This is a genomic window from Achromobacter sp. (genome assembly GCF_057314935.1).
The window spans coordinates 1-7,893 of record NZ_DBHKZA010000140.1; the positions used below are offsets into that span (position 1 = coordinate 1).

The 7,893-nt window shown below is 63.7% G+C and carries 8 protein-coding genes; 3 read left to right on the top strand and 5 right to left on the bottom strand.

What is annotated here, in order from left to right; translation table 11 throughout:
* Positions 1–198: 198 nt before the first annotated feature.
* Complete coding sequence (locus ACO6D5_RS28705; protein WP_485827271.1) at positions 199–1,482, top strand: ABC transporter substrate-binding protein; 1,284 nt, start codon at positions 199–201, stop codon at positions 1,480–1,482.
* A 55-nt stretch (positions 1,483–1,537) separates the two neighbouring features.
* Here ACO6D5_RS28705 and ACO6D5_RS28710 read toward each other — a convergent pair whose 3' ends face one another.
* From ACO6D5_RS28710 to ACO6D5_RS28725, 4 genes are all read right to left on the bottom strand, one after another.
* Entirely contained in the window at positions 1,538–2,143 is a 606-nt protein-coding gene (locus ACO6D5_RS28710; protein WP_485827272.1) for a DsbA family protein, read from the bottom strand.
* A gap of 7 nt (positions 2,144–2,150) precedes the next feature.
* A complete protein-coding gene (locus ACO6D5_RS28715) occupies positions 2,151–3,479 on the bottom strand; it encodes an MFS transporter (protein ID WP_485827273.1) in 1,329 nt (442 codons plus the stop codon).
* A 42-nt stretch (positions 3,480–3,521) separates the two neighbouring features.
* Complete coding sequence (locus tag ACO6D5_RS28720) at positions 3,522–4,307, bottom strand: aldolase (RefSeq protein ID WP_006224154.1); 786 nt, start codon at positions 4,305–4,307, stop codon at positions 3,522–3,524.
* 154 nt (positions 4,308–4,461) lie between these two features.
* Entirely contained in the window at positions 4,462–5,337 is an 876-nt protein-coding gene (locus ACO6D5_RS28725; RefSeq protein ID WP_006224155.1) for a LysR family transcriptional regulator, read from the bottom strand.
* Between the two features lie 142 nt (positions 5,338–5,479).
* On the opposite strand from ACO6D5_RS28725, the gene ACO6D5_RS28730 reads away from it, so the two are divergent.
* Positions 5,480–5,917, top strand: a complete 438-nt coding sequence (locus ACO6D5_RS28730) for an NUDIX hydrolase (RefSeq protein WP_485827274.1) — start codon at positions 5,480–5,482, stop codon at positions 5,915–5,917.
* Between the two features lie 123 nt (positions 5,918–6,040).
* Positions 6,041–6,988, top strand: coding sequence for a 5'-nucleotidase (locus ACO6D5_RS28735; protein WP_485827275.1), 948 nt, complete (start codon positions 6,041–6,043; stop codon positions 6,986–6,988).
* A 21-nt stretch (positions 6,989–7,009) separates the two neighbouring features.
* On the opposite strand, the gene ACO6D5_RS28740 is transcribed toward ACO6D5_RS28735, so the two are convergent.
* On the bottom strand, positions 7,010–7,744 hold the full coding sequence (locus tag ACO6D5_RS28740; protein ID WP_485827276.1) for a class I SAM-dependent methyltransferase: 735 nt from the start codon (positions 7,742–7,744) through the stop codon (positions 7,010–7,012).
* Between the last annotated feature and the right edge of the window lie 149 nt (positions 7,745–7,893).

Here is a 7,893-nt window from a genome sequence, read left to right on the forward strand (position 1 = left end):
GGAATTCCCGTTCCGCAAAGTGCGGATGGAATTCGACCTGCTGACCCAGCGTTGACCCCCCCCGACCGCCCAAGGAGCCTACCCCGCCACCACGCCCCCCCCGTTTCGCGGCCCAACCCAGACCCCCATAGAGCGCGGCATCACGCCAATCAAGCGCCAGCAGGTTCCAGACAGATCCGGCACAAGAGGAGACAAACCATGGCTAACGCCAACACGCCCCGGATTTCATCGCATTGCCGCAGCACGCTTACCCGTTTGTTCACCACCACCGCCATCGCCGCGGGCATCGCCGCGGGCATCGCCGCCGCCCTGGCCGCGCCTGCGCACGCGCAATCTGCCGCCGTCTCTGACGACATCGTCCGGCTGGGCCTGATCCTGGACATGAGCGGCGTCTACGCCGACGTGACGGGCAAAGGCAGCGCCACCGCCGCCGAAATGGCGATCGCCGACTTCGGCGGCACGGTGCTGGGCAAGAAGATCGACCTGATGGTGGTGGACCACCAGAACAAGGCAGACATCGCCGCCGCCAAGGCGCGCGAATGGTACGACACCCAGAAGGTGGACGCGATCATGGACGTGGCAGGCTCGGCGCCCGCGCTGGCCGTGCTGGAAGTGGCCCGCGAAAAGAAAAAGATCGTCGTCTTCAGCGGCCCCGGCACCGAACGCATCACGAACGATTTGTGCTCGCCCTATTCCGTGCACTACACCTACGACACCTGGTCACTGGCCAACACCACCGCACGCGCCACCGTGGAGAAAGGCGGCAAGACCTGGTACTTCCTGACGGCGGACTACGCCTTCGGCCACACGCTGCAGGCCTCCGCCACCGAAGTCGTCAAGGCCAATGGCGGCACCGTGCTGGGCGCCTCGCGCCATCCGCTGGGATCCAGCGATTTCGCGTCCTACCTGCTGCAGGCCCAGGCCAGCAAAGCCCAAGTCGTCGGGCTGGCGAACGCGGGCGGCGACACCGTGAACGCCATCAAGGCCGCCAGCGAATTCGGCCTGACCAAGGGCGGCCAGAAAATGGCGGGCTTGCTCTTGTACATCAACGACATCCACGCCATCGGCCTGGAAGCTGCCGCCGGCCTGACCCTGACCGAGGCCTTCTACTGGGACATGAACGACCAGACCCGCGCCTGGTCGCAGCGCTACTACGACAAGCTCAAGAAGATGCCCAACATGAGTCAGGCGGGCACGTATTCGTCGGTGATGCACTACCTGAAGGCCGTGCAGGCAGCCGGCACCGACGAACCCGTGGCCGTCATGAAGCAGATGAAGTCCCTGCCCATCAACGATTTCTTCGCCACCAACGGCCGCATCCGCGAAGACGGCCGCATGGTGCACGACATGTACCTGTTCGAAGTCAAGCAGCCGTCTGAATCCAAACGGCCGTGGGACTACTACAAGCTGGTGGCGACGCTACCCGGCGACCAGGCGTTCATGCCCCTGTCGAAGTCGACCTGTCCGCTGGTGAAGAAGTAGGCGGCAGGCCAGGTGCGGGCGGTCGTGACCGCCCGCACCCTCCTTACTCCCCCGCCTACTCGTCCGAAGACGCCGCAATGGCTTCCTCCAGCATTTCCAGCCGGTCCTGGCCCCAGAACACCTCGCCCCGATACAGGTAGGACGGCGAGCCGAACACGCCCGCCTGGACCGCTTCATCCGTGTTGCGGCGATACGTGGCCTCGATGTCCGGTGCGTCGGCTGCCGCCAGCAGGCTTGCGGCAGCCAGTCCCAGTTTCTCCATGACCCCGCGCAGGACGGCGGGGTCGGAGATGTCCTGATCGTCCACCCATTCCGCTTTCAGGATCGCCTTGTATAGCGCCAGCACCGGCATGCCGGCACGATCGGCCGCGATGACGATGCGCGAGGCCAGCGACGCATCCGGGCACATGTGCGCCGGTTGCGGATTGACGTGGATGCCGAGCTTGGCGCACCAGCGCGCCAGCTCCGCCACGCGATAGGCCTGGCGCTCGGGCGAGCGCTGCCCAAGCAGCACGCCGCCGGTGCGCGCATAGACGTCGGGCAAGTCCACGGGCAGGTAGCGGATCGCCGCTTGCTGGCGGACCGCCAATGCTTCAAGCCGGTCGGCGCCCAGGTAGGCCCAGTCGGAATTCATCCAGAAGTAATAGTCGATCGTCTTCATGGGAGCCTCAGGTTCTTGCCGCCGCGGGCACGCGCAGGGCGGCAGGCGTGGCAGCCTCGCCCTGCATGCGCCAGGCGCTGAAGAAAGCAACCACGCCCAGCGCGCTCAGGTACCAGACCACGTACTTCGGGTCGCCCCCGCCCTTGGCCAGCAGCCAGGTCGCCACGATGGGCGCCAGCCCGCCGCCGATGGCGCCCGACACCTGCACCGCCAGCGAAATGCCGGTGTACCGCACATGCGCGGGAAACTGGCTGGAGAACAAGGTGCCTTCGGGTCCGTACAGGCAAGCGTATACCAGCCCCACCGCCAGGCAAACCGCCACGATGATCCAGGCTTTATCGCCCGAGCCCAGCAGGTTGAAGAAGACCGGCGCGCAGATCAGGATGCCCACTGTGCCCGCCATGAACACCCACTTGTGGCCGATCTTGTCGCCCAGCACCCCGAACAGCGGCATCGTGAACAGGGCTAGCGCCGCCCCCCAGATCGTGGCGTCCAGCATGACGGAGCGCGGGATACCCAGCGTGCCCGTGGCGTAGGCCAGCGAAAACGTCACGACCGTGTAGAACCACGTCACCTCGGCCAGACGCGCGCCGACCACCACCAGCAACGCGCGCCGGTGGTGCTTGAGCACTTCGGCCACCGGCACCTCGACCTTGGCGCCTTTTTCCCGCATCTGCTCGAAGTCGGGCGACTCGGCCACCTTAACGCGGATGAACCAACCCACCAGCAACAGCACCACGCTGGCCAGGAACGGCAGGCGCCAGCCCCAGGACAGCATGTCGGCTTCGGGCAGCGCGGCCACTGCGCCCATCGCCAGCGACGACAGGATCAGCCCGGGCGCCACGCCGGCCTGCGGCAGGCTGCCGAAAAAGCCCTTCTTGCCTTCGGGCGCATGCTCTACCGCCATCAGCACCGCGCCGCCCCATTCGCCGCCCACTGCAATGCCTTGCAGAAAGCGCATCAGCACCAGCAGCACGGCGGCCCAATAGCCGATCTGCTCATACGAAGGGATCAGCCCGATCAGGATGGTAGGCACGCCCATCAGCAGCAAGGTGATCAGCAGCATGGACTTGCGGCCGATCTTGTCTCCATAGTGGCCGAAAATCACGCCGCCCAATGGCCGCGCGAAGAACCCCACGGAATACGTCGCAAACGCCGCCAGCGTGCCGGTCAGCGGGTCGAAGGCGGGAAAGAAGATCTTGTTGAAGATCAGAGCGGCAGCCGTGCCGTACAGGAAAAAGTCGTACCACTCGATCGTGGTCCCCATCATGCTGGCAAGGCCAGCCGTCACATAATCGCGGCGCGAACGCGCAGCAGCAGGCTTGGTCGTCATCATCGTGACTCCCCTTGAAAAGGTCGTGATCGGATGCGAGCGGAATCAGGCTTGGGGCAGCGGCAGCGGCGCGATGCCGTGCGTTTGCCGAGCCCAGTAGTCGAAGGTCGCGCGCACGATCGAAGGCTTCAGCAGGTAGTCGTGCGCCTCGCGCGCCAGGGCGTCGTCTACCGGCGTCAACGGCCCGAACGCCTGGGCGCGGATCTGCATGCGCGCCGCACGCTCCAAATAGACCGACAGATACGTCGCTTCCTCGCAGGAGCCGCCCGCCGTCAGATAACCGTGGTGCGCCAGGATGATGGCGCGCTTGCGTCCCAGCGCCTCGGAAATGATCACGCCCTCCTGGTCCGCGATCGGCACCCCCGGCCATTCACCCAGGAAGGCACAGTCGTCGTGCAGCGGCGTCATGTCCATCTGTGAAATGACCAGCGGCTGGCGTGCGGCGGCCAGCGCCGAGGCCCACGGCGAATGCGTGTGGATGATGGATTGCACATCCGGGCGCGCTTCGTATACCCACAGATGGAAGCGCGTAGCCGGGTTGGGCATACCGTCGCCCGTCAGGGTGTGCAGGTCGCGGTCGACTTCGATGAAGTCCGCCGGCGTCGCCTCGTCAAAGCCCAGGCCGAAGCGCAGGGTCCAGTACGCGCCCGGGCGCGCCGAGCGCACGCTGATCTGTCCCGCCAGGCCGGCTTCCTGCTCGGTCATCGCCAGGATGCGGCAGGCGTAGGCCATGGTTTCCTGGATGCTGCGCGGCACGGCCTGCAGATGGCGCGCCATTTCCTGCGTGGCACGGGTGTCGAAATACGATTTCTCTCGCAATGCGGTATTCATGGGTTCCCCTTGATGTCCTTGGCTTGCGGCGTCGAAGGACGCCGTGCAAGGTCAGGACAGTATGGAAACCACCGCGCAAACTAGCCATGCAGCCAGGCTCATAGCAGCTATTCGGAAGGCGGAACGGGGCCGCCGGGGGTGCAGGGGTTACCCGTCAAGCCGCAGCGATGCGGTGCGCGCACGCCAACAGCTCGGCCACCAGCGGCAAGGGCTGGCGCTGGGCCGGCGTGATCGCCACCACGCGGCGGCGCAGCACCGGGCTGCGGATGCCGACCTTGCGCAAGCCGTAGTCGGTCAGCAGCTTTTCGGGGATGCGCGACGGCAGGATACAGGCGCCCACCCCCGAGGACACCAGCTTGAGCATGGCGTCGATGGTCTCGGCCTCGGCCATGAACTCGGGCTGCAACCCTGCGCTGTGGATCATCTTGCGCAAGGCGTAATGGGGCGGAAAACCCACCAGCCGCAACGGCATGCCGCCCAGATCCACCGCGTCCGCCAGCGGCACGTCCCGGCGCACGATCAGGCACATCTCGTCATCGAACAACGGGGTGGACGTCAGATTGTCCGAGGCCACCGCCGCGTCATAGACGAAGCCCACGTCGGCCTTGCCGCTTTCCACCAGGGCCACTACGTCGGGCGAACTGCGCCCCATCACGGACAGGTTCACGTGTTCGTGGCTGCTGACGAAGCTGGCCACGACGTCGGCCATGAAGTAGTAGCTGAGTGTGTGCACGGTGGCAAGGCGCACCGTGCCGTGGGTCACGCCTTCCTGCTGGCGCACGGCATCAAGGACGCGGTCGATGTTCTGGTAGGCGGGCTGAATGCCTTCCAGCAGGCGGCTGCCCGCTACGGTCAGCTCCACGCCCCGACCGGTACGCGTGAACAAGGGTTTGCCCACATGCGCTTCCAGCGCCGCCAGTTGCCGGCTCAGGCCCGATTGCGTCTGGTCCAGGTCCTCGGCGGCGCGTGATAAGGACTTCAGCTCCGCGATCCGCAAAAAATAACGCAACTGCCGGTCCGGCGTGTCCATGGTGCTGCCCCTTGATTCTGGTTTGACGCGCTCGATTCGGCGCGGCTACAGTGTGCCCAAGGATGCCGTCCGGCACCACGGGGATTTGCGCTACGGGCCTGAAAGCGTACCCTTGCAGCTTGCCCCTACGCCGGAAATCTGCATGTCCACTCCCATTGCCCGCCCCATTCCCGCGACCATCGCCGCCGTCGTCCGCGACGGCCACGTGCTGCTGGTGCGCCGCGCCAACCCGCCCGACGAGAACTGCTGGGCCTTTCCCGGCGGCAAGATCGACGCGGGCGAACGCATCGAAGCCGCCACGGCGCGCGAACTGCTGGAAGAAACCGGCGTGGTCGCCGAGCCGCTGCATGTGTTCGATGCGGTAGACGTCTTCGACCGCGACGAAGTCGGCGCCCTGCGCCGCCACTTCATCCTGATCGCCGTGCTGTGCCGCTGGCAATCCGGCGAACCGGTCGCGGGCGACGATGCGCGCGACGCCCGCTGGATTGCCCTGGCGGACCTGGAAGGGCATGAACTGGCGACCAGCTTCGGCGTCGCCAGGCTGGCGTGCAAGGCGGCGGCGCTGATGGCGGCGATGTAGAGCTATTCGTATATGCATCACCGTTTGAAAAGCGGGAGCTACGGATATATCGCGCTTTCTAATTACACTACCGCAACATCAAATGCCCCAATTGCATTCCTATCGCCCCGTCCTAGGGAAATCATGCCGTACGACCTCAGCAATCGTTTAGTTATCGGCCTTGCCTCAAGCGCCCTCTTTGATTTAACCGAATCAGATGAAGTGTTCAGGCGCGATGGAGAACAAATCTATCGTGAGTACCAACGCGCCCGGGAAAAGGAACCACTAAAAACAGGAGTGGCCTATCCCTTTGTCCGCCGCCTGCTTTCTCTAAACGAAATTTCACCTGAGGACCCACCCGTAGAAGTCATACTGCTTTCACGCAATGACCCGGACACCGGCATGAGAGTCATGAATTCCATCGAGCATTACAGTCTCGGCATGACTCGGGCGATTTTTCTTCAAGGGAGAAATCCTCACGCTTACATTCCCGCGCTGTCTATCAGTCTGTTTCTATCAGCGAATGAAGCTGATGTGAAACAGGCAGTCCTAGCTGGATATCCAGCAGGCCAGGTGTTGGAGTCGCAGCATGTTGAATTGGCAGGGGAAGAAGAATTACGCGTAGCGTTCGACTTCGACGGTGTGATCGCAGATGACGAGGCTGAGACAGTCTTTCACGCTACCAATGACCTATACGAATTCCATAAGCATGAATCAGACAGAGCATTCGTCCCACACAATCCTGGTCTATTGAAAGAGCTTCTCGAAAAACTCTCTGCAATTCAAAAAAAAGAACAGATCAAGGCAGAGCAAGACCCCAAGTACTCACCCAGGCTAAGAATCTCCATCGTAACAGCCAGGAACGCGCCCTCACATCAGCGTGTGATCAATACAATGCGTAGCTGGGACATCAACGTGAATGAAGCATTCTTCCTTGGTGGCATAGAAAAAAAGGCCATCCTAGATGTACTCAAGCCACACATCTTCTTTGACGATCAAAAAACGCATTTGCTGCCAGCATCGGGTTCTCTCCCTTCCGTTCATATCCCGTTCGGCGTAAGAAATCGAACAGTCTCCGATCCATCAACTTAACTGCCAATTTCCGCAAAGCACTCACGCGCCTATCGGCAAAGGCTTGGCCTTGATCCACAAAAACATCGGCAGCCGGGTCCATTGCTGCAGTTGCGCCGTCGGGGCTGCGTCCGGCTGCGGTTCGCGCAGCGACACGATTGCCAGCCCCGCCGCTTCCAGCGCCGCCATGTAATCCTGCAAGGGCAGCGACCAGCCCGCGAAATGCATGCTCAAACCGTCGCGCGTTTCCTTGCCGTCGAAATGTTCCCGCCCGTAATACGTGCCGTCGATCACGAACGGCGCGTCCGCTTGCGGTCCAGTGAACCGGCCGCGGTCACGGAAGGGATGCACGATGGAAATGAACAGCGTACCGCCCGGCTTTAGCACCCGGAGCGCCTCGCGCAGCGCGGCCGGCACGTCGTCCACGTCCATCAGCACGTTGTAGGCAATCACCAGATCGAACTCGCCGTTCGCGTAAGGTAAGGACTGCGCGGGCGCGATGTCGTACCGGTCGGCGGAATCCGCGGCGCGCGCTGCCTCGACCATGGCGGCCACGGCATCGCTTGCGGTGACGTGATAGCCCAACGCCCGTGCCTCGCGGCTGATGCGGCCTTCGCCGCAGCCCACTTCCAGCGCGCGCCCGCGGCCCGCGCCCAAGTAGGCCGAAAAGCCCTCACGGTATGCCCAGAAGGCATCATGGCCCGGGGTGCTGGCCCACAAGATCCATTGATCGGCCACGGCGCGCCAATGCGCCTGGTCCGGTTGCGGGTCGCTCATGCGTGTTTCTCCACGATGCCCGACGATTGCGGGACTAAGGGTTAAGGCCTAAGGACAGGCCCTACTATATACAGCCCGGCAACCTCCCCCCCCATGCCCCATGTTCGACGCCTACCTCTCCCGCTGGAACCTCGTGCCCGACGGCGCCC